Here is a 20,993-nt window from a genome sequence, read left to right on the forward strand (position 1 = left end):
ATCGTACTTCGTTAGAAATCATAAATCCCACAACACAAAAGAGAGGAACCTTTATGCTCCTCTCTTTTGCATACACAGCTAAATATCCAAACGATAAAGAAGAACAGCCTACCATTGCTACCTTAATGTGAAACTGGTACAAAAGGGTTAAGAAAAAAACACTAGGGATCTCCTAGTGTTTTTTTCTTTTATGAACCTGGAGAAATTTCCTCTCCTGTCTTTAAATCAATGACATTTGTGTTGTTTTTCGGTGTCGGGATCGTTTTGCTTTTCGGCGCTTGTTTCTTGTTTTCTACCCAATCTACAAGCAAGTCAAAGGATTGATGAACGTATGGAAGTAATGGCTGCATTTCTTTTGTGGCATCTAGGCCGCTGTTCCATACTAAACCGTCGACATGGTTCCCTTTCTCAATTGTGTACAAACGGTGCAAGTTCTGCTTTCCCGCTTTCTTCACCAAATCGTCATAAGCATTCGCATGAACGGATGGAAATATCAGCGCATCCCATGATCCCGTGATACTGATTAGCGGCACATTGATGTTCCCTGTATTTTGAATCTTTTTGACGTTCTGCTTCACGCTGTCTGGACGGGACATATAGTCATAGTTTTGGAAAATATAATCGTATGTGCGATCGCGCAAGCCATTTTTGAAGTTCAGATAGTTGCGCCAGTCAATTCGATTCGGTGCGGTTGGATCCACTTCATCACGATATACATTTAAAGTAACGAACCAATATGCTTGATCATGATAAGCCCACAACTTTTCACTGCCCTTCGGCAAGCCGGCCTTGTACATTTGCTCTGTCGCTTTCTGTTTTTCTTCGCCAGAACCGTAGATAGCTTTTTCAGCGTTGTTCACAACGGTCGTTAAAGAACTGATTAAATTCGGATCATTTGCTCTCCACATCACGCCTTCCCAGTCGATGCCCCCGTCAAATAAAGGCGCTTCTTTTGTTTGCTTCGGATCATCATGTTCAAGCGCATACCGGACGACATAGCCTCCGTTTGAAATGCCGACTGCATAAGTAGGGATAAGATGATACGGTTTCACAAGCTTACTGGCAGGATTTTTACCTTTTGCTGAAATGAGTTTAGAGCGATAGTGGAGAATTAAATAGTCTTGGGTTGCTCGCGTAATTTGCCGGAAACGCTCATTCCATTCTATAATGCTGTCATCCTCTGAAACTAGCGCATTTTTCGTTTTAGCAAGCGGATCGGTCGGATCAACTTCACCTTGCGTTCCTTTATCAATGGCTGCAAATGCATACCCTTTTCCTAGCACAAAATCGCTGAACAATAAATCTGTAGATGTTTCATTTCGTGTTCCTGGAATGCCTGCAACGACCAATTTTCCGTTCCAATTGTCCGGCACCCGAATGACAAACTTCGCGTCCTCGAACATACCGTTCACTTGGACACCAGTTACCTCCCCCGGCTTGTACATGCTGTACCAGCCTGTCCCGGCTTCTTTGTTTCCCCAGTTATAAGGAGTAAGTCCTGCATTTCCAAAAAGAGCGGCAGCCTCATACTGCACAGGGTTTTTCGTTGTAAGCCAGTTTCCATTCTTTCCGTCAAATGCCGTGACCTTCACATCTTGCGCACCCGGTATAACCGAAACATAAGCAGCGGAGACGTTTGTTTCCCATACTGGCAAAGCTGTTGGAAACAGCAAAGCCGAAGCTGTCGCAAATGCAAGAAGTTTACGTTTTATCAAAGTAAATTCCCCTTTCCCCCTCATTTCAGTAAACGCTTTCAATAAATTGTATTGCAACCTGCTGTAACATGCCCTCCTTATCTATCATGCGCTACTCATACATAAGTTGTTAGTAAAATTATACCAAACTGATGTATAGACAACAACTATCAATATACAAATATACCGATATTTTACAAGATTGGAAAACTGCAGAATGCTTATTTCGTCTATAATGAAGCTAAATGAATGATCCACCGGAAAAGGGGAACGTGCATGAAGCTGTTTTTAGATTTTTTTGCTTACGCCGGCATTGGAGTTGTGATACTGTTTGCGGGCCTGGTTATGTTTGAAATCACGACGAAAACGAAGGAATTTGAGCTGATCGGCAAAGGCAACCAGGCAGCTGCGATGTCCATCGGCGGCAAGCTGCTCGGATTGGCTTTCGTTCTTGGATCCGCGATTGCCAATTCTGTTTCCTTAACGGATATGCTCATTTGGGGAGCTGTTGGAATTGCTGCGCAAATCATCTTCTTCTACTTGGCAGAGCTCGTAACCCTTCGCTTCAGCATTAAAAATGCAATTGAGGCGGTCGGCATTATGGCTTTGCTTTTATCGCTTTCTGTCGGCTGGTTGCTTGCCCAATGCTTGACATACTGAAACACACGCATATCGCGTGTGTTTTTCTTTTGTTGCCGCTGTTGTATATGAATGAACAAATAAGGCGAGGATGAAAAAGAGTATACAAAAAGGAGCGAACCCTATGGATGAATACAACGAGCATCATCATAAAGAAGAATACGCCGCAGAAATTTCCCCCGGCTACCGTCAGGATATAAGGACAGAAGAAGGACAGCGCTTGTCCCCGTTTCTTGTCGGACTTAGTGTATTTGTGGTCGTTTTGCTTGTGTTGCTGATCTCTTACTTTCAATAGGCATGTGACACACATGCCTATACTATAATGATTCCTAATCCATTGAATGACTTCACGCGAGCGGCTCCATCGAAGCAACTATCGTACTCATTTCCATCATTGTTTCTCGCCAATGCCTGTGCTTGCTCCCTATTACAAATTGTGTTTTATTCTTTTTTGTTTTGTTCACACTAACCAAGAAAGGAGTGAGTTCTATGAAAGATAAAAACTTGCAGACAAATGCACCAAAGCAAAAATCAATCGGGGTAACATCCGCTCTAAATACGAAAAATCCTTATAAGAGCGAAACGATTTATCCCGGCGACTCCGTAGATGAACATAAAAAGCTTGAGCAGGCAAATATGTTTTTAAACGAAAGCGCTCTGAAGCAGCAAAACGAAAATCTATAATAAGAAAAGCTCCGCCTTCGAGGTGCAGAACATCATATCCCATTTGCTTCTCTCCCTTTCCAAAGATTCCGCTCATTTTTTGTAGAAAATGAGTAAAATGTACAAGCTTTCTAAGGAGCCAAGCATATACTTATAGTGGACATAGTTCTTTTCAACCCTCTCCAGTCCGGAGCTTTGGCAGCTGCTTTTGCAGCTGCCCTTTTTTATATTATAAGTTTATAAATCAGGGCAGCTGACTCCGCCGGCTCTGTTTTGCGTTATTACTATTATTCCGGCTTCAGCAAATTGTCTGCTATTTGCAAAAACATTTGCGCACCGATAACGAGAGCATCTTCATCAATATCAAATCTCGGATGATGGTGAGGATATGTTGTTTCTTTTTGTGTATTTCCAGATCCAAGCTTAAAGAAGCAGCCCTTTGCTTTTTGCAAAAAGGCGGAAAAATCCTCTCCCCCCATAGACGGCGGAATATAGGCAACCGCTTCTTTACCGAACAGTTCAACAGCGCTTTGCTCGACAATCCTTGTCACGCTGTCTTCATTGATTACCGGACGATAGCCGTAGCGATATCGATAAGAGTAAGATGCTCCGTGAGCTTCTGTGATTCCCTTTACAATCTGTTCTATTTTTTGCTCTGCATCCTTGCGCAATGCTTCGTCAAAGCAGCGCACTGTACCAAGCAGCTCTGCCGTGTCCGGTATAATATTATCTGCTGTTCCTCCTTGAAACTGCGTTACAGAGACAACGCGCTGCTCAAATGCACCTGTCCGGCGCGAGACGATGTGCTGCAGATTTGTAATGATTTGCGCGCCGATGACAATCGGATCGACTGTTTCCTGCGGATGAGCCGCATGCCCGCCCTTTCCTTGTATCTTAATTTCAAACACATCCGGTGCAGCCATCATCGGGCCGTATACGATTCCGATTTTCCCCGTCTCGAGTCCTGACATAAGATGCAGACCGATAACAACGTCTACCCCATCCATCACGCCCGCCTGCACCATTTCTTCTCCGCCGCCCGGATATTGCTCTTCTGCATGCTGAAAGAAAAACCTTACTTCACCCGCTAAATTCTCCTTATGTTTTGCAAGGATTTCAGCTGTTCCCAACAAAATGGCTGTATGACCGTCATGACCGCACGCATGCATCACGCCCGGCACACGGGAAGCATAGTCTGTTTTGTTTTCCTCTCGAATCGGGAGCGCATCCATATCTGCACGCATCCCAATCGTTTTACCTGGCCTTCTTCCTCTTACTATAGCCACCACGCTGTAAGGCGTCGGGCGCGAAAGCTCTAAACCGCCGAAGGATTGCAATGTGTCATACACAAACTGGGATGTTTTTTCTTCTTGAAACGACAGTTCAGGATTTTGGTGCATATATCTTCTCCAAGCAATTAATCGTTCCTTTGATATATCATTTTTCCATTCTTTCACCTAGCTTCCTCCATTCAATACATACATTTCTGCCGGAACTCGCAATATAGAGCGCCGCCATAAAAATTTCCAAATTTCATATACATTTATTTTAGAATGTACTATACTAATTTCTGTTTTATTTGCCTTTTTCCTCTTCTGCTCATATGCTATATATAGGTATATGACAAAAATGTAAGGTAAATTTGTTGCGGAAGGGATTTTCTTTTTACCGTATTAGTGCTACTATCAGAAAAGAAAACCTCTCCCCTCATCCATAAGGTGGAAATTCTTTGTTTTACATATACCGGAAATGGGAGAGGCTTGTTTATAGGAGGAACACATGAAAGCGATTAAAGAATTATGGACTCAGCCGCTGACGCAATGGATTTTTAAAACCTTTTATTATCTCGCAATTCTCGTAGCGCTTCTGTGGCTTTACGGATTTAAAGATACGAATACAAGCACATTTATCTATAATGAGTTTTAGGGTGGGGTAAGAACATGAAATTATTAGAACAAATCGACCAGTGGGCGGCTTCGCATCCAAACCAACCTGCTTTTGTTTGGAGAGATCAACAGCTTACTTATGGTCAGCTGAAAACGTATTCTGATGCTCTTGCGCATTGGATTGCAAATGAATATAATGACGACACGCCTATCATGGTATATGGTCATATGCAGCCAGAAATGCTTGTTTGCTTCCTCGCTTGCGTGAAAGCAGGACATGCTTATATCCCTGTTGACATGTCCATTCCGCAGGAACGCATTGTACGCATCGCGGAAAATTCCGGCGCGAAGCTGATGCTTGCCCCGGCGGGCGTATCCGTGCCCGATCTGCCAGTCCGCACGGCAGATATGAGCGAATTAAAAGACATCTTCTCTACCTATCAAAACCAAGCCCCTGCTTCAGAATTGGCTGTGCAAGGAGAAGATAACTTCTATATTATTTACACATCCGGAAGTACAGGAAATCCAAAAGGCGTGCAAATTACACACGACTGCTTAAGCAGCTTTGTGAACTGGATGACGGAAGATTTCAACCTGCAGACAGGTCAAGTGTTCCTGAACCAAGCGCCGTTCTCTTTTGACTTATCTGTAATGGATTTGTACCCTTCCCTTGTAACGGGCGGAACGTTATGGGCAATCGATAAAGATATGATTGCAAAACCGAAGGAACTCTTCGCTTCTTTGGCGCAATCCGGCATTGAAGTTTGGACATCCACGCCGTCATTTGCGGAAATGTGCTTAATGGAGCCTTCCTTCTCTGAAGGCATGCTTCCTTCGTTAAGAACATTCTTGTTCTGCGGAGAGGTGCTTTCTAACGATGCGGCTCGTCAGCTCTCACAGCGCTTCCCGAGCGCTGCAATCATGAATACATACGGTCCGACTGAAGCAACCGTAGCGGTTACTGAAATTGAAGTAACTCGCGATATACTGGAGCAATACCGCTCTCTTCCTGTAGGACGCTGCAAAAAGGACTGCCGCATCCTAATCATGAAGGAAGACGGCACAGTCGCAGAAGACGGCGAAAAAGGCGAAATCGTCATCGTGGGACCAAGCGTAAGCAAAGGCTACTTAGGAAGCCCTGAACTGACTGAAAAAGCATTCACTGTCATCGACGGCGAACGTGCCTATAAAACAGGAGATGCGGGTTATATAATCGACGGTCTTCTTTTCTATAACGGACGATTGGACTTCCAGATTAAGCTGCATGGCTATCGTATGGAACTGGAAGAAATCGAGCATCATTTACGTACGAGCACATACGTGCAAGCCGCAGTTGTCCTGCCGATTAAAAAGGACGACAAATACGATTATTTGCTCGCGGTTATCGTTCCGACAGAGCATTCCTTTGAAAAGGAATTCCAGTTGACTTCCGCTATAAAAAAAGAAATCGGCGCTTTGCTGCCAAACTATATGATTCCAAGAAAGTTCATGTATCAATCATCTATTCCGATGACGGCAAACGGAAAAGCAGACCGCAAAAAATTGTTGAGTGAGGTTACAGCATGACCCCTTATGCAACGTTTTACTACTTTGCCATCTTAGCGATTTTGCTTGCGCCTACTGTAATCGCAGGACTGCGCGGAAAATCTCTGAGAACGTACAACTCAGTTGTAACAGTCATCATTTTGGCAATCATTTTTGCAGGCAAACCGGCACAGGCTGTTTCGCTTATTATATTCACTGCTTGGCAGATTGTGCTTGTGAAGGGCTATTTAGCTCTTCGTAAGCGGGACAATAAAGCCGGCACCTTTTATATAGCAACCGTTCTTTCCATTTTGCCGCTCATCCTTGTAAAAATCATTCCGTTTTTCCATATGTTGAGCGCAATCGGATTCTTAGGAATTTCGTATTTAACCTTTAAAGCGGTACAGATGATTATGGAGATCCGCGACGGGCAAATTAAAGAGGTCTCTCTTTATGACTTTCTTCGTTTCCTGTTGTTCTTTCCGACCATCACATCCGGTCCGATCGACCGCTACCGCCGTTTCCAAAAGGATATTGCGAACACCCCGTCAGGAGAAGAATACAAAGACCTGTTATATATAGGAATCAACCGAATTTTTCAAGGCTTTTTATACAAATTTATCATCGGCTATTTAATTAACAACCATATTCTGTTAACCGATATTGTGAAGCATGGTACGTTCGTATCCAAGCTGATTTACATGTATGCGTACAGCTTTTACCTATTCTTTGATTTTGCCGGCTACAGCGCTTTTGCCATTGGCGTCAGCTACTTAATGGGCATTAAAACACCGGAAAACTTTAATAAACCGTTTTTAAGCCGCAACATTAAAGATTTCTGGAATCGCTGGCATATGAGCTTGTCATTCTGGTTCCGCGATTACGTGTACATGCGTTTTGTTTTCTTTATGACGAAGAAAAAAATCATTAAAGACCGCTATCTCGTTTCCAACATCGGATTCTTTCTGAATTTCTTCCTGATGGGAATGTGGCACGGGCTTCATGTTCACTACATTATTTACGGATTGTACCATGCATTATTGTTTATGCTGTTCGATTGGTTCGAACGCAAAAACAAACAGCATAAATTTTGGCCGAAAAACAAATGGACGCATGCCCTTGCAATCATCATTACGTTCCACTTTGTAGCTTTTGGCTTCCTGATTTTCTCCGGCAAATTAATATAATGTTGCTTTTTGTCGGAGAACGGTTAATATAAATCTATGGAATGATATAAAAAGGAGAATCTTATCATGGCTGAATTAAGAGAACAAGTATTAGACCTTCTAGAAGAAGTTTGCGAAAACGATATCGTAAAGGAAAATCCCGATGTTCTTCTATTTGAAGAGGGTGTTCTTGATTCATTCGGAACGGTTTCTTTATTAGTAGAAATTCAAGAGCGTCTTGGCATTGAAGTTTCTATCTCTGATTTTGACCGCGATGAATGGGCTACACCAAATATGATTGTTAAGAAGCTGGCTGAAATGAAATGAAGCGAACGAACTTTGGTCCCATCCTTCTAGCATTAGCCATTTTTGGCATTTTGCTGTTCATGCCAAGCCGCTATTTGCTTCCGCTTATCAGCGATCAAAAGGTAGAACATGCTGCTGATGCCTTGAACCCTGCTATGTTTCAAGGAACAGCGCTGCAAAAGAAAATGCTCGAAGATAAGAAATACCTTCCAATGTATGGTTCATCTGAATTGTCTCGACTTGACGTGTATCATCCGTCTAATTACTTTAAAGCAAACCCGGACGGTTTTACACCTTTTCTAATTGGACGCGGCGGGACACAGTCCCTTGTGCAATTCATGAACCTAGCAACGACAATAGATGAGCTGAAGAATAAAAAAATTGTGTTCATCCTCTCTCCGCAGTGGTTTACGGCCCAAGGCTTGGACGACACACACTTTTCACCGAACTATTCCTCTTTGCAGGCATATGAACTCGTATTTAACAAGGAGCTTAAGCCAGCTATGAAGAAACAAGCGGCAAAGCGCCTTTTAAAGTTTAAAATAGTGCGCAAAGATAAACTTCTTACGACCATGCTTGAAGGCATTACGCATGATGATATGCAGCATACATGGAAGGCTCGTGCGGTTACACCGTTTGCCTACACATACCGAAACATATTGGAACGCAAAGACATTTTTCAGGCTGTCACTGAAAGAAATATCCCTAAGAATAATGTAGATCCGCATTTAAAACATCTTTCTTGGGATCAGTTGTATCAGCATGCCGAACAAACAGGGAGAAATGAATCCCGCTCCAATCCATTCGGAATTGTAGATAAATATTATGACAGTAAAATCGCAGCGAAATTGCCAGAGTTAAAGGGGTATAAGGCAACAGAGTCTTACGACAAGTCGCCGGAGTATGGAGATTTGCAAATGATTTTGGATTTATTGAAACAAACACATACAAAAGCGTTGTTTGTTTCCATTCCAGTGAACGGCCCTTGGTATGACTACGCAGAATTTCCAAAAGAACGACGCCAAGTGTACTATAACAAGATTCGTAATTTTGTTGAAAAAGATGGATTCCAGGTTGCCGATTTATCGGCTCATGAGTATGATAAATACTTTATGAAGGATACGATTCACGTAGGCTGGAAAGGCTGGGTATACATTGATGAAGCGTTAAAAAGCTTTCATCAAGCGAACTAAAAAAACGCAGCACGGTTCCCGTGCTGCGTTCTTTTTTATTTATGGATGATTGCCATTCGCTCATATGCTTCTTTGACGACACGCTGCACGATATCATATGCAGATTCCTTACGCGCCATGGGAGAAGCTTGCCCTGCCCAGAGCGACATATACTCCCTGTTCTTTTGCGCAGCAGCTTCCTTTCGTATATCTGTTGTCAGCGCGTTTTGAATTGGATACGGCGGGAGCGCATGCTCAACGCTTTGCAGTGCAGTCATGAACTGATTCTCAATACCGCGGGCATATCGGCCTGAGAAAGCCCGTGTCAAGCCTGTGCTTTGGTCGCCGCTTTCTAGAACAGCCTCCTGATGCACAGGGTGTGTGCCGCTTTCTGTACAAGCAAGAAATGCCGTTCCCATTTGTACGGCATCCGCTCCAAGAGCTAAAGAAGCCGCTAATCCTCTTCCGTCCATAATGCCGCCGGCCGCTATAATCGGGATGTGAGGAAGGGCATCGACGAGCTGCGGGATGAGAGCCATTGTCCCGATCATAGAGCTTTCGACAGTTCCTAAAAATGTGCTGCGATGCCCGCCCGCTTCGCTTCCTTGTCCAACGATCAGATCCGCTCCCATATTAGCCAGGATCTTCGCTTCCCGCACATTTGTCGCTGTTCCGATTATTTTTGTTCCCTTGCTTTTTAATGCCTGCAGCTCCGTAAGATCAAGTACATCAAATGCAAAGCTGAATACCGGAATTTTTTCCTCTATTAAAACTGCCAGTTTTTCCTTATACCCTTCCTCTGCAATTGCATAATTGGGAGATTGTATTCCTAGAACACTTCGAATCGGCTCCAGTAGTTCTTGTGCTTTTCGTATGTCTTCCTCATTTGCTTGTACACTTCTTGTGATAAGCAAATTTACCGCAAACGGCTTCTTTGTCTTTTCACGAATGTCTCGGATTGCTTTTCGTATTTCCTCCGGACGCATATAGCCTGCGCCGAGCGTGCCGAGCCCTCCTGCATTGGATACAGCCGCCACTAAATCAGGTGTGGTAACCGTTCCGGCCATTCCTGCTTGAATAATTGGACATGTAATGTGAAGCAATTCGGTTGCTCTTGTTGTATATTTCATGATTTTCTCCTCCTTCTTTTTCCGCTTTAAACTTCTCTTTCTATAGGAAAAACCCTTTTTCTTATGGAATATATTTTTATAAAGGAGGAAGCGAAATGAACAAACCGAACGCTCTACAAGCAGGTGACACCGTCATGATTGTTGCACCGGCAGGTCCTGTCCATGCAGAAAAAGTATGGAATATAAAGCAGCGTTTAGAGAAAATAGGACTGAATGTGTGGCTTGGACGAAATATGTTTGAACAAAACGGATTTTTGGCCGGGGAGGATGCGGCGCGCCTTGAAGACCTGCAGGAAGCCATTTCAAACCCGAATGTAAAAGCTATTTTCTGCTCAAGGGGCGGGTATGGAAGCGCACGGCTGTTTCCTTACTTAGACGTGTCACCGCTTCGAAGTCATCCAAAAATCTTTTGGGGCTACAGCGACATTACGTTTTTGCACATTGTGTTTCAACAAGAAGCAGGGCTCGTCACGTTTCACGGCCCAATGATGGAGGAATGCGGCTCTCCTGACGTGCCGGATCTCACCTTTTCCTCCCTGCAGCAGCTGTTTTCGCCGGCACCCATTTTATTGCAGGCTGCCGAACGAGATGTATATCCGCCGTTTTCCTATCCTGTCAGAGCTCCGATAACAGGCGGAAACTTAACAGTGTTAGTAACAACGCTCGGCACTCCTTATGAAGTGGATACGAGAGGAAAGATTCTTTTGCTCGAAGATATTGGCGAAGAGCCGTATCGCCTGGACCGCATGATAAATCAGCTTCGCCTCGCCGGAAAATTTGATGATTGCGCCGGAATCGTGCTCGCTGATTTTCATGATTGCGAGTCAAAACCGGGCAGACCTTCTTTATCGCTGCCGGAAATTATGTATAATCATATTGTCCCGTATCGTATCCCGATTTTAAGCGGATTCCCGGTAGGACACTGCAGCCCGAACCGCGGTATTCCGCTCGGAGGCTACGCTGTGATGATGGGACGAGAGCAAGCGCTTCTTATTGAGTCTGGTGTGGTATAAGAAAAGCGGAACCGGCTCGTTCAGGTGCAGAACCAGAGGTTCTCCGCCCTAAAAAGCGCTTTTTGCTTTTTGGCGGCGGAGGTTCTCTGATGGCAGCACCTAGCCGGTGGAGCTAGACATTAAGAAAAGCGGAACCGGCTCGTTCAGGTGCAGAACCAGAGGTTCTCACCCCTTAAAGGCGCTTTTTGCCTTTATCCCGCTCTAAGCGTCCGTAACTTAGATGTTTAGACAAGGTGGACAAACGGACGCTAAGAGCCCGATTGATTCAACTAACATCTGTGGAGGAAAAACACCTCCACAGATGAAGTTTCATCTTATGCGGGTGAGGTTCTCTGGTGGCAGCACCTTGCCGGTGGAGCTATATATGAGTGAATGATAATTTCGACATGTCCATATGCTATGTGCAACGAAAAGGGAGTATTGCATACTTCTTCTCTCTGGTTTACCCTTGCACGAACTACTACAAAGGTTTGACCGCTTCTGCACGTCGCCGGATGATCTCTCCCTACTATAAAAAGACGTTTTTTTCACTTGTATATAGACATGCTTCCCTATCGTATACTTTCTTATCTCTTGTTTTATTTTTTCTTCTTATTATTGTTCTTAGAAGAGTTATTATTTTTAGCAGAATTATTGTTTTTAGCAGAATTATTGTTTTTAGTAGACGATGCGTTTTTCTTGGAATTTTTGTTATTCGCCAATTTCCTCAGTTCCTTTCTTAGTCAAGCTACTATTAATATATTGTGAACGAAAAAAATGGCGACACCTTTCATAAAAAAAAGAAGAGGAATTTCCTCTTCTTAGTTGTTCGTATAATAGGTGAAGATTTTGCCGCTTGCAATATCTTCAATCTCATCCGATGTGAACGTCTTGTCTACTTCCGAGCCGATGTTTAATACAACAGCAGCCTTAGGGTCTACAATATCAAACAGCTCTTTGCCGCGAATTGTAATGGCCGGCATGTCCTTCAGTGTTTCTTCCGGCATCGCCCCACGCATATAATCCAAACGCGTGAAGATCGGCAAAACCCATCTGCCGTCTCCTTGGAAATAGCGGAGGTTCACAGTGCCTGTCGCTGCTCCTTCTTCTGCTTCTACTGTTCCAAACGTATATAAATGCGCTTCCAAAAGTGCTTCATAAAATTCTTTTCGTCTTTTTTCATTTGTTTTTGCCATGACTAAAAGCGTTTCAACTTTTGTTATGGCCGGATATTCTGTCATAAGGCCTTCATCCTCGCTTCTCTTGATGATGTTATAAATCATTATACAAAATATTCTTATTTTTTCCCACAAAAACTTTATGCTGCCAGCATAACCAGCGCCAACAGCAGCAAAGCAGCCGGAAGAATAATAAGCTCCATGTATACAATGCGCTTAACGAAAAGCCAAGCCTCACATGCCCCCAGCTTTTCATCCAACTTCTTCTCTAATGCAAGCATTTTTGTACGCAAATGCTCCAGCTCTTCCCATATAGTTTGCTCCGTATGTACAGTCATCAGACTCTCCTTTCGGGCCATGCTTCTCTATTTATCATAATACAGTCTCCTTGTTTTTCCTATGCAAAATTCTTCTGTAAAAAAACATTTCTTTCGCACAAGAATTTTTATTCAAAGAACACTAATAAAAAAAAGCAATAATATATCCAAAAGAGAATAAATATGTTATATTATGAATAAAAATGTATCAGTTAGCACAGAGAGGAGCTTCACTATGAAAATTTGGTTTTATGAACAAGATGAAAAGGATGCGGATTTGTTAGGCATTTGGGACAATGTTCCTGTTATTCCCCGCATTGGGGAAAAGATCGAGATTATTGATCAAACCCGCACTGTTGCAGATATAAAATACGTAAAAAAAGGCGGCAATTTTAAAGTCGAAGTCATTGTAGCGTAGTAAGAAAAGCGGAACCTTCGAGGTGCAGAACCAGAGGTTCTCACCCCTTAAAGGCGCTTTTTGCCTTTATCCCGCTCTAAGCGTCCGTAACTTAGATGTTTAAACAAGGATGAAGTTTCATCTTATGCGGGTGAGGTTCTCTGGTGGCAGCACCTTGCCGGGGGAGCTGGACATCCCCCAAACTTTTATACTTTCTTATGTTATAAAAAAGGAGACCTGTTGAAGGTCCCCTTTTTATTTTTTGAGCATGGCATACAACTTCATACCCTGCCGATGAAAGGTTCCATACATTTGAAACTCGGACTTTTCATACAGCTGAATAGCTCTTTTATTGAAAACAGCTGCGGTCAGTCTCAATTATGTTGAAACATTTTCTTCCATTGAAAAGAGCTTCTTCACGAAATTCTCGGCCGACTTTCCTCCGCTTTCGTTACAATAGCCTTGTTCCCCTGCACCTCAAGCCTTACATAGTCCTCTTCCTGCAATTTAAGCTGATTTACAATCTCATCCGGAAGCTCGACTGCCATGAAGTGATTGGTAATAAGCACTTTGCTGTATACGCCTTTGTCAGGATGAAACAGCTCTTCCTTATAAATCGGCTGCAATACGGGCAGCCCTTTTTCGGCAGCCATTCTCCATGTTTTTCGGATAAACGGCACAATCCAAAACAAACTGAGCACGACGGCGCCGATGCTAATGCCCAGCTCCGGAACAGATCGCAAATCCGAGAGCTTAACAGGACCATCTGTTTGCAGCATATCGCTGCTCCCGATTTGAATGAAGCTGACAATCAAGTTATTGAGCGCATGAACGACCATACCTGTCAGCAAGCTCTTCGTTTTAATATAAAGCAAGCTCATGATGACTCCGAATATGGCTGCCCCGATTATGTCGGAGTGCCCGAGTCCGAATAAAACGGATGACACAATAATAGCTCTTTTGACCCCCCATTTATAAGCAAGACGATTCAAAAAGAAACCGCGGAATACCAGCTCCTCCATAAAAGGCGCATACACGCATGCAGAAATGACGCTGTATATGACGGTAAATGTGTTACTGTTATCTATAATTCCTTCCGCATTCATCATATCCAATATAAAATTCGGCGCAAGATACGATAAAATATAAAATTGCACGGTTGAAATGCCGGATGAAAAAATCATTCCCATCACCGTCGCAATACCTATCAGCTTCCAATTCCACACTTCCGGTTTATCAAGGAAGCTCTTAAACTGTACGTTATGATCCTTTGTTTTATAAATGAGCCATAGGATTGGAAAGATAAAAAAGACAAGCGTATCGCTGATAATTGTATAAAGGCTGTCACCGAGCAGCCCGAACGAGGAGAGAAACGATAACGGAATATAAACAACCGCCGCGGACAACAGCATCCAAAGAAAGAAACTCCGAAGTTTAATATGCGCAAATGCTGCAGAAATAGAAAACACCCCCATCAATCTCTGTTTCTCTTTTCCATTTTACAGGATTTTGTTTCGTTTTTCTTTCTTATTATAAAAAAACTCTCTGCTAAGCAGAGAGTCTATAAAATATCTCGTTTTTGAAACACAGCTGCGGCTGTGATAAGAAATGCTCCTATATAAGCAGCAACAAGAAGCAAGGATGCGGTCATACTGAAATCGGCAAACATAGGCTTCATTCCATGATTCACAAGCGGATTGCTGTCATAAATGCTCGGATATAGATGGAAAACAAACAAGAACTTCGCCCATTTGTAACCGCCCAGCAGCATCATAACGATATTTTCCGAAAACAAAACAAATATCGCCGCTACAATTGGAATGACAGCGCTGCGAAACAGGGTGGCAAAAAGGAAAGAAAATGTTGCATAGAAGATGAGTCTTGGAAGTTGATAGACTAGAATTTTGCTGTATATTCCCGCTGTCAGATTCGTTTCGCCGCCAAATGCAAGGCTGCCGAGCAAAAGGGAAACTGCCGCCGCGAACATCACCATCAACACGATTGCCAATATAACAGTGATATACTTAGAGAGCAATATGAACACACGCTTTTGCGGACGAATTAGCAGCTGCTTGATAGTACCCTTTTGAAACTCTTCCGCCACTATTTTTGCGCCCAATACAACTCCGTATAATGCAATGAAAGACAGCAGGCTGTCAACGTTCATGTTTGCAAAATCAAGCAGAGAATCCACTTTCAGTTCTTGTGGAAGCCACTTCTTGGCAACAACAAGAGATATACCGGAAACCACAACTAAAAATATGGCAAAAATATAAGAGCCTTTTTTGGCATGAAGCTTTAAAAACTCGTTCCGTAATACATTCATTATGCTTTCGCCCCTTCTATTAACGTTAAAAATTCTTCTTCCAGCGACTTATTTTGGACGCCCACACCGTATACACGAACTTCGTTTAAGATCAGCTGCTTCACAAGCTCAGGAATTTCTTCTCGGACAGCCGTCACAAGAACGGTGTTTCCTTGTAATTCTCCATTTAAAATATCCCGTGCACGAACGGCAGGATCTGCTTCGAATAAAACGGAAACAGCCCCTTGTTCATCCTGCTGTTGCTTTAAGCTGTATTCTCTTACAAATTGACCATTTTGTATAATAACAACACGGTCGCACATCAGCTCGATCTCGCTCAGCAAATGGCTGGATACAAGCACGGCAATGCCTTCCTCTTTCGCTAAGTGCTGCAAGTAATCCCGCAGCTGGCGAATGCCTGCCGGATCAAGCCCGTTCGTCGGTTCATCCAAAATCAATACCTTCGGACGATGAAGCAGAGCCTGCGCAATTCCTAAGCGCTGCTTCATTCCCAGCGAATATGTTTTTACTTTTTTATGAATGGCATCCGCCAAATCCACAAGCTCTACAATCTCTTGGATGCGGGCAGACCCTATAGCTGTGGCAGCCATATTGGCAAAATGTTTTAAATTTTGCATGCCCGTCATATATTCATAGAGCTCCGGATTTTCAACGATGGCACCGATATGAGCCAGCGCTTTCTCTCTTTCCGTGCGAATGCTGTGGCCGTTTATTTCAATATCGCCTGCCGTCATGGAAATGAGTCCTGTTATCATCCGAATCGTCGTTGTTTTACCGCTTCCGTTCGGTCCTAAAAATCCGTATACCTCTCCCTCCTGCACCTCGAAAGAAAGGTCGCGTATAATTTCTTTCTTGCCAATCTTTTTGTGTACATTTCGCAGTGATACAACTCCCATATAATCTCCTCCTAGTTCTCCACTTGTTTTTCAATGAGAAAAGCTGTGCCTGCAATGAGTAATATCAGGCACACAATATTAAATATCACACCGTATAAGTGCAACGTACTGGGAAAAATACTAACCGTTAATTGGCCTGCCCCGTCCCCGTATCCGACTTTATTAACATCTTCAAGCAGCGCCCAGTTTGGGAAAGCACCTTCAACAAGTGACCTGATAAAATTCAGGACGGCATTCACAACAAAGAAAAAGATGGCACAGACAATTCCCTTTGCTTTCGCTGCAATCGGAAGAGAGTGAGCTAGAACAATGGCAAAAAAGAGCTGTACAAGCATAGCGTAGCTTTCTGCATATCCGATTATACTAAACAGCCCTTGTTGAGAGGGATTCGCTGTCAGCAGCTGCCGCAAGCCTGCATGAATTTCTGTTTCTCCCGCTGAAGCATGCAAAAGTATATGCATAGCTCCCAGCCCTATTATTTGTACTACTGCGGCCGTAATGGTCCAATACAGCAATGCAGACACAAGATACGTCCATCCGCGAACCGGAATCATTCTTGTCAGCGGATTTTTTATCAACTGCCGAAACATAGAAAACGTCTGAAGCAACAAAAACAGCATTACGGCGAAAAAGGTGAGAAAGGCGCCAACAAAGCTCATCACTTCTCTTGTTTCCTGCTCCGCGCCTAGCATATGAAATACTTTCATATTTAAGAAGATAAGAAGCTGTATCACCACAAAAACAAGCAATACTGTCAGCAAGCTTCTGCTGTTGCTTTTAAATTGATATTGCAATAGCTTTATCATGAGCCAAATACCTCCTTGAACAACTCATCCACTGCCTTTCCTTTTTCAAAGCGCAGCTTCTCCACATTTTCATGTAGCACAACTTCTCCGTCTTTTAAAATAATTACTTCATCAAACAGCTTTTCAATTTCATGGATAAGATGAGTGGAAATAATCATCGTCCGTTCTTCATGGTAAAATTCAATAAGCATATCTAATATTTGTTCCCTGGCAACCGGGTCGATCCCGCCGAGCGGCTCATCTAATACATACAGTTTGGCATTCCTCGACATCGTTAAAATCAATTGCACCTTTTCGAGCGTTCCTTTTGATAAAGAAGCAATTCTGTCCTCTTGCGAAATATTCATGGACGCAAGCGTGGTCACAGCTTTCATCGCATCGAAATCCGCAAAGAAATCATGATAAAAAGCTATCGCATCCTTCACTTTCATCCACTGATCCAAAAACGGGCCGTCCGGCATAAAAGACACGATTTGTTTCGTCTCCAATCCCGCTTCTTTTTCATCAATCATAATTGTTCCTTCACTTTTATGAAGAAGACCGGCTAATAGCTTCAATAAGGTCGTTTTGCCGCTTCCGTTGCTTCCGACCAATCCAATGATTTTACCCGGTGTCAAAGTCAGATTAATGCCGTTCAATGCTGTTTTAGAACCGTACTTTTTGGATACGCCTTCTAGCTTAACAAGATCATTCATGCCTCTTCTCCCTTCTTCTGCAGTGATGACCGAACAAGAACAACAATTTCCTCCTCTGAAAATCCTAACGCGTTCATTCCGTTAATAAAGGCAGTTAAAAGCTCTTTGGACATGTCTTTTTTCATCTCCATAATTCTTCCCCTCTCCTTCGTTACGTACCTGCCCATTCCCCTGCGTGTTTCTATAATGCCTTCCCGCTCCAGCTCTTGAAATGTACGCTGAATCGTATTTGGATTAATCTGCAATTCACCGGCCAGCTCGCGCACGGATGGAACCTTATTTCCCTCATGCAAGCGCCCTGTCACAATCTCTTTCTTGATGTAGGTCATAAGCTGAATATAGATAGGTATGTTTGGATCAAATTCCATTTTCATACTCCCCTCCTAACGTTCTAGTGTATTAGTTAAATAATACACTAATATATGTATGCTGTAAATATATAGAAGTAAAAAAGAAAAAGCCCATTTTATGAGCTTTTTTGTGACGTATTTCAATATGTTGTAATATTTTATCCTGCAAAAAAGAGGTACGTGCATAAAATGTAAGGAATATACAATTATAAAGCTCGCAAAAGGAAGTGTTACAATGAAAAGCTTATATGTGGTATGCTATGAAAGTTCGCCAGAACGCATGCTTTCCCCTTCCATACAAGGCCAAATTCACCAGGTGAATGACTACCTATGCCGACTCGGCATTCAAAAAATTGTATCCGGCTCCTCTCCCCTTGCTTTGCAGCTTATTGAGCCCTCAGCGAAACAGCTTTGCATCCCTATCTTTGTTCATAACCCATTTCATTCTCGAAAGACGGAGCACGCTGCATGTCATGATGCCATTCCTGCTATTTTTGAGGAAGAACTGCGCCTTCCCACTTCTCCTGTCGTTTTTGTGATGAAGAAAGAAAATGCTCTTCGACTTTTTCAATACATTGATCCGTTGTCCCTAGAAGCCGAAGGGACATCATTAAGCAGCATAGAGCTGTTTCATATTGTGTGTGAACAAGACCGCATCGGCATGGAACGGCTATGGAAGCCTTTGCTGCCTTTTTCGGCAGATTAACAGAAAGCGGTCTTATTTCAGAAGCCTTTCAATCGTATCCTGTAGCATGTACTGTTTACAATTTTACTATATAAGTCCACTTTGTTATTCCGACATATCTATCATTTGCCACGTAGAACAAAAGGGAAACTGCGCTCGCTCCCTCTCTCTGGTTTACCCCTGCATAGGGTTTGACCCACTAGCTTAGTCGGATGCTCTCTCCCCCTAAAAGAAAAGTTTCTATGTCGATTTTTTTAGTTGCATTTATATATACAAGAACAGAAGATAGTCAGCTCTTAAATTGAACTGACCACCCTCTGTTATTTACTTCCTTTTCCATATTCTTGTTGGATAATCGCAATATTTTTTGCATGACATTCTTTTGTGAAGCTTGACGGAAACGGCAGTTCCTCTTCCAATGCCTGAACTGTTTCTACGTCTTCCTTCATTACAGCGCAAATCAGACGTTCAAGATAATCCTGCGAAACTCTGATTCTTCGTTTCATTTCTTCTTCGCTTGCCGTCGTTTGACCGTGACCGGGCACCAGTACCTTTACCGCATGAAAATGCAAAATACGTTCAGCTTTTTGAAGGGTTTCCTCGTACGATTTCGCGCTGTCATGTATAAACGGCAGTTCAAAATCAGATACGTAATCACCTGCAATCCATATGCCAAGCTGTCCAATTACAGTAAACAACCCGTCATGCGTATGTCCTGGGGAGAGATAAAAGGTCATCGTTGTCCCTCCAATTGTGAGCTGTTGTCCGTCTTCTTCAATCATTATATCCACTTCCGGAAACGCAATCGGATATGACCGCTTTATATAATAGTCATTGTCAAACTGTCTGATGAGATTCAATTTTTGTTCTTTATTCGGGTGCTCCTGCAGCCCTTTGCTTCCTATTACCTTTGCACCGGGAAAAGCATGATAGCCGATAATATGATCGAAGTCCCCATGTGTAAACAGCAAGTACAGTTCTCTTCCATTTTGAATTTGCGCTACGTACCGCTGTATTTCCTCGATTTCATACGGAAGCCAATTCGGGTCTGTAATTAATATGAACTCATCAGCCTCGACTACAGCACATGTTGTTTGATATAGAGCACTTTGAAATACGGTAAGTCTGTCATTTTGAAATTGGATCATCTGTTTTCCCCTTATGGAATCAATAAAATTTTACCTGTACTCTTGCGGCTTTCTAAATAAAGATGCGCTTCTTGTCCATCATGCAAAGCAAATACAGACGGCTCGTTCATGTGCAAACGGCCTTCCTCCATCCAGCGAAACAGCTCTTGAGATCGGTTGACACGCTCTTCATATGACGTAAGAACATTCCAAAGGTCTCCGCCGGTCAATGTTTTGGATGTATCCATTAGCATGCGCGGATCAACCGGAGCCGGATCTCCTCCTGCCATTCCGTAAAATATAACGGTTCCCCCGATGCGCGTTGCCCCGAAGCTATCCATAAGCGTAGATCCTACTGATTCATAGACAGCATCCACACCGCACTCATTCGTTGCTTCAAGTACCTTCTGCTTCCAGTCTTCATTATAGAGGAATACGAAATCCGCTCCCGCAAATTGTGCTGCAGCTGCCTTTTCCTTTGAAGATGTAAGTCCGATTACTCTTCCGCCAAGCAGCTTCACAATTTGCACAAGCAGCTGTCCTACACCGCCGGCTGCGGCGTGAACGAGCACTATATCATTTTGCTTAATTGCATAGCTGTCCTTCGTTAAATAGTGTGCCGTCAGCCCTTGCAAGAGCACCGACGCCGCTTCTTTAAATGAAATGCCCTCCGGCAACGGAATCGCTTTTTCTTTCGGCACAGCCACAAGCTCTGCATTCGCATATGGCACATCCGCAAAGGCGATACGATTCCCAACAGATACACCCTTCACATGTGCTCCTACTTGCTCCGCGATGCCTGCACCCTCATACCCTAAGATGTACGGAGGCTTCCCTGCCAAATGATAGTTGCCTTTTCTTCTATACACATCGGCAAAGTTCAAGCCGATCGCCTGCATTCTTACTAATATTTCATCAGGACCGATAACCGGATCGGCAATTTCACGATACTCCAATACTTCTGGTCCGCCGAATCTTTCAAAGACAAGTGCTTTCATATGTATACCTCATCTGCAATAAATTTTTGTAATACGCTTTCATTAA

Annotated in this window: 24 protein-coding genes; 11 read left to right on the top strand and 13 right to left on the bottom strand. The window is 43.2% G+C overall.

What is annotated here, in order from left to right; translation table 11 throughout:
• Nucleotides 1–188: 188 nt before the first annotated feature.
• Entirely contained in the window at nt 189–1,712 is a 1,524-nt protein-coding gene (locus H540_RS0102795) for a peptide chain release factor 2 (protein ID WP_028399319.1), read from the bottom strand.
• Between the two features lie 258 nt (nt 1,713–1,970).
• Between H540_RS0102795 and H540_RS0102800 the strand changes: the two genes are divergently transcribed.
• From H540_RS0102800 to H540_RS28825, 3 genes are all read left to right on the top strand, one after another.
• A complete protein-coding gene (locus tag H540_RS0102800; protein ID WP_028399320.1) occupies nt 1,971–2,354 on the top strand; it encodes a DUF350 domain-containing protein in 384 nt (127 codons plus the stop codon).
• Nucleotides 2,355–2,457: 103 nt separating this feature from the next.
• Complete coding sequence (locus H540_RS32900) at nt 2,458–2,628, top strand: 2-isopropylmalate synthase (RefSeq protein ID WP_155890919.1); 171 nt, start codon at nt 2,458–2,460, stop codon at nt 2,626–2,628.
• A gap of 194 nt (nt 2,629–2,822) precedes the next feature.
• Entirely contained in the window at nt 2,823–3,017 is a 195-nt protein-coding gene (locus H540_RS28825) for a hypothetical protein (RefSeq protein ID WP_034670236.1), read from the top strand.
• Between the two features lie 266 nt (nt 3,018–3,283).
• On the opposite strand, the gene H540_RS0102815 is transcribed toward H540_RS28825, so the two are convergent.
• On the bottom strand, nt 3,284–4,453 hold the full coding sequence (locus H540_RS0102815) for an amidohydrolase (RefSeq protein ID WP_028399321.1): 1,170 nt from the start codon (nt 4,451–4,453) through the stop codon (nt 3,284–3,286).
• Nucleotides 4,454–4,775: 322 nt separating this feature from the next.
• On the opposite strand from H540_RS0102815, the gene H540_RS0102820 reads away from it, so the two are divergent.
• The 5 genes from H540_RS0102820 (at nt 4,776) to dltD (ending at nt 9,071) form a co-directional block, all read left to right on the top strand.
• Nucleotides 4,776–4,922 carry a teichoic acid D-Ala incorporation-associated protein DltX gene (locus H540_RS0102820; RefSeq protein WP_028399322.1) on the top strand — a complete coding sequence of 49 codons (147 nt, stop codon included), beginning with the start codon at nt 4,776–4,778 and terminating at the stop codon, nt 4,920–4,922.
• Between the two features lie 14 nt (nt 4,923–4,936).
• Nucleotides 4,937–6,448, top strand: coding sequence for a D-alanine--poly(phosphoribitol) ligase subunit DltA (gene dltA, locus H540_RS0102825; RefSeq protein WP_028399323.1), 1,512 nt, complete (start codon nt 4,937–4,939; stop codon nt 6,446–6,448).
• Nucleotides 6,445–7,593, top strand: a complete 1,149-nt coding sequence (dltB, locus tag H540_RS0102830; RefSeq protein WP_028399324.1) for a D-alanyl-lipoteichoic acid biosynthesis protein DltB — start codon at nt 6,445–6,447, stop codon at nt 7,591–7,593. Before dltA ends, dltB begins: the two co-directional genes overlap by 4 nt.
• Before the next feature lie 66 nt (nt 7,594–7,659).
• On the top strand, nt 7,660–7,899 hold the full coding sequence (dltC, locus tag H540_RS0102835) for a D-alanine--poly(phosphoribitol) ligase subunit DltC (protein ID WP_028399325.1): 240 nt from the start codon (nt 7,660–7,662) through the stop codon (nt 7,897–7,899).
• Nucleotides 7,896–9,071 (top strand): D-alanyl-lipoteichoic acid biosynthesis protein DltD, encoded by a 1,176-nt coding sequence (dltD, locus tag H540_RS0102840; protein WP_028399326.1) that lies wholly within the window; start codon nt 7,896–7,898, stop codon nt 9,069–9,071. Before dltC ends, dltD begins: the two co-directional genes overlap by 4 nt.
• 35 nt (nt 9,072–9,106) lie before the next feature.
• Here the strand turns inward: dltD and H540_RS0102845 are convergent, their stop codons facing one another.
• Complete coding sequence (locus H540_RS0102845; protein ID WP_028399327.1) at nt 9,107–10,180, bottom strand: NAD(P)H-dependent flavin oxidoreductase; 1,074 nt, start codon at nt 10,178–10,180, stop codon at nt 9,107–9,109.
• Between the two features lie 95 nt (nt 10,181–10,275).
• Here H540_RS0102845 and H540_RS0102850 point away from each other — a divergent pair, with 95 nt between their 5' ends.
• Nucleotides 10,276–11,193 carry a S66 peptidase family protein gene (locus tag H540_RS0102850; protein WP_028399328.1) on the top strand — a complete coding sequence of 306 codons (918 nt, stop codon included), beginning with the start codon at nt 10,276–10,278 and terminating at the stop codon, nt 11,191–11,193.
• Between the two features lie 800 nt (nt 11,194–11,993).
• Here H540_RS0102850 and H540_RS0102855 read toward each other — a convergent pair.
• On the bottom strand, nt 11,994–12,413 hold the full coding sequence (locus tag H540_RS0102855) for an SseB family protein (RefSeq protein WP_028399329.1): 420 nt from the start codon (nt 12,411–12,413) through the stop codon (nt 11,994–11,996).
• A 77-nt stretch (nt 12,414–12,490) separates the two neighbouring features.
• On the bottom strand, nt 12,491–12,688 hold the full coding sequence (locus tag H540_RS0102860; protein ID WP_028399330.1) for a hypothetical protein: 198 nt from the start codon (nt 12,686–12,688) through the stop codon (nt 12,491–12,493).
• Nucleotides 12,689–12,902: 214 nt separating this feature from the next.
• On the opposite strand from H540_RS0102860, the gene H540_RS0102865 reads away from it, so the two are divergent.
• Complete coding sequence (locus H540_RS0102865) at nt 12,903–13,085, top strand: DUF3913 family protein (RefSeq protein ID WP_028399331.1); 183 nt, start codon at nt 12,903–12,905, stop codon at nt 13,083–13,085.
• A 395-nt stretch (nt 13,086–13,480) separates the two neighbouring features.
• Here the strand turns inward: H540_RS0102865 and H540_RS0102870 are convergent, their stop codons facing one another.
• The 6 genes from H540_RS0102870 to H540_RS0102895 form a co-directional block, all read right to left on the bottom strand.
• Nucleotides 13,481–14,539 (bottom strand): type II CAAX endopeptidase family protein, encoded by a 1,059-nt coding sequence (locus H540_RS0102870; RefSeq protein ID WP_034670237.1) that lies wholly within the window; start codon nt 14,537–14,539, stop codon nt 13,481–13,483.
• An 86-nt stretch (nt 14,540–14,625) separates the two neighbouring features.
• Nucleotides 14,626–15,390, bottom strand: coding sequence for an ABC transporter permease (locus tag H540_RS0102875; protein WP_034670238.1), 765 nt, complete (start codon nt 15,388–15,390; stop codon nt 14,626–14,628).
• On the bottom strand, nt 15,390–16,286 hold the full coding sequence (locus H540_RS0102880; RefSeq protein WP_028399334.1) for an ABC transporter ATP-binding protein: 897 nt from the start codon (nt 16,284–16,286) through the stop codon (nt 15,390–15,392). Before H540_RS0102880 ends, H540_RS0102875 begins: the two co-directional genes overlap by 1 nt.
• Nucleotides 16,287–16,297: 11 nt before the next feature.
• Complete coding sequence (locus H540_RS0102885; protein ID WP_028399335.1) at nt 16,298–17,092, bottom strand: hypothetical protein; 795 nt, start codon at nt 17,090–17,092, stop codon at nt 16,298–16,300.
• Nucleotides 17,089–17,787, bottom strand: a complete 699-nt coding sequence (locus H540_RS0102890) for an ATP-binding cassette domain-containing protein (protein ID WP_028399336.1) — start codon at nt 17,785–17,787, stop codon at nt 17,089–17,091. Before H540_RS0102890 ends, H540_RS0102885 begins: the two co-directional genes overlap by 4 nt.
• Complete coding sequence (locus H540_RS0102895) at nt 17,784–18,161, bottom strand: GntR family transcriptional regulator (RefSeq protein WP_028399337.1); 378 nt, start codon at nt 18,159–18,161, stop codon at nt 17,784–17,786. Before H540_RS0102895 ends, H540_RS0102890 begins: the two co-directional genes overlap by 4 nt.
• Before the next feature lie 211 nt (nt 18,162–18,372).
• Here H540_RS0102895 and H540_RS0102900 point away from each other — a divergent pair, with 211 nt between their 5' ends.
• Nucleotides 18,373–18,843 carry a hypothetical protein gene (locus H540_RS0102900; protein WP_028399338.1) on the top strand — a complete coding sequence of 157 codons (471 nt, stop codon included), beginning with the start codon at nt 18,373–18,375 and terminating at the stop codon, nt 18,841–18,843.
• A gap of 299 nt (nt 18,844–19,142) precedes the next feature.
• Here the strand turns inward: H540_RS0102900 and H540_RS0102905 are convergent, their stop codons facing one another.
• Both H540_RS0102905 and H540_RS0102910 read right to left on the bottom strand, forming a co-directional pair.
• Complete coding sequence (locus tag H540_RS0102905; protein ID WP_028399339.1) at nt 19,143–19,970, bottom strand: MBL fold metallo-hydrolase; 828 nt, start codon at nt 19,968–19,970, stop codon at nt 19,143–19,145.
• Between the two features lie 11 nt (nt 19,971–19,981).
• Nucleotides 19,982–20,947, bottom strand: a complete 966-nt coding sequence (locus H540_RS0102910; RefSeq protein ID WP_028399340.1) for a quinone oxidoreductase family protein — start codon at nt 20,945–20,947, stop codon at nt 19,982–19,984.
• Nucleotides 20,948–20,993 lie beyond the last annotated feature (46 nt).

It is taken from the genome of Ectobacillus panaciterrae DSM 19096, from assembly GCF_000430785.1.
In the GTDB taxonomy this organism is placed as follows: Bacteria; Bacillota; Bacilli; order Bacillales; family Bacillaceae_G; genus Ectobacillus; species Ectobacillus panaciterrae.